The 456-nt window shown below is 48.0% G+C and carries 1 protein-coding gene; it reads right to left on the bottom strand.

The window, feature by feature from the left end:
• Positions 1–303: hypothetical protein (locus tag HMPREF2541_RS12370; protein WP_210387142.1), on the bottom strand; the 303-nt coding region annotated here is incomplete at its 3' end.
• Between the last annotated feature and the right edge of the window lie 153 nt (positions 304–456).

The raw sequence follows: 456 nt of genomic DNA, 5'->3' as shown, positions 1-456 counted from the left end.
CAGGTAGCCTTGCAGGTTCTTTTCGGTTAGAATCTTAGTACGCCCACGTGATTGCTCCAGCATACCGTTTAATTGTGAACGGAACGACTGCGCCTCACTCGAGCCAAAACGGCTCGGCTGTCTGGTCGGTAACGCGGCATTTGAGCCGGAGCTTCCCAGTACAGTGTGGGCGTTAGTTATGCACATATATTTTAATAGGTCATAACGTAGGTAGCCTGGTAGGTTCTTTTTGGTTAGAATCCTGGTACGCCTCAAGGCTTTCATGTTTCCGTGACCCATGCCATGAATTTGGGCGTCGGGCATGAAAGTTGGATTACGGAGGATGTCGGGCAATCGCAGCCCGAATCGTTCGTTAATCCGCGAGGCTTTTTCTTTGTCTACATAGCGTAATAGGTGGTCAGATATTTAACGGAACTATAGTGATTGTTCGTCTTTGTTGCAGGCTTTCACTAATAG

Origin of the sequence: Eikenella sp. HMSC061C02, assembly GCF_001809035.1 — a bacterium.
GTDB classification, from domain to species: Bacteria; Pseudomonadota; Gammaproteobacteria; order Burkholderiales; family Neisseriaceae; genus Eikenella; species Eikenella corrodens.
This window is presented reverse-complemented; position numbering and strand designations above follow the sequence as displayed.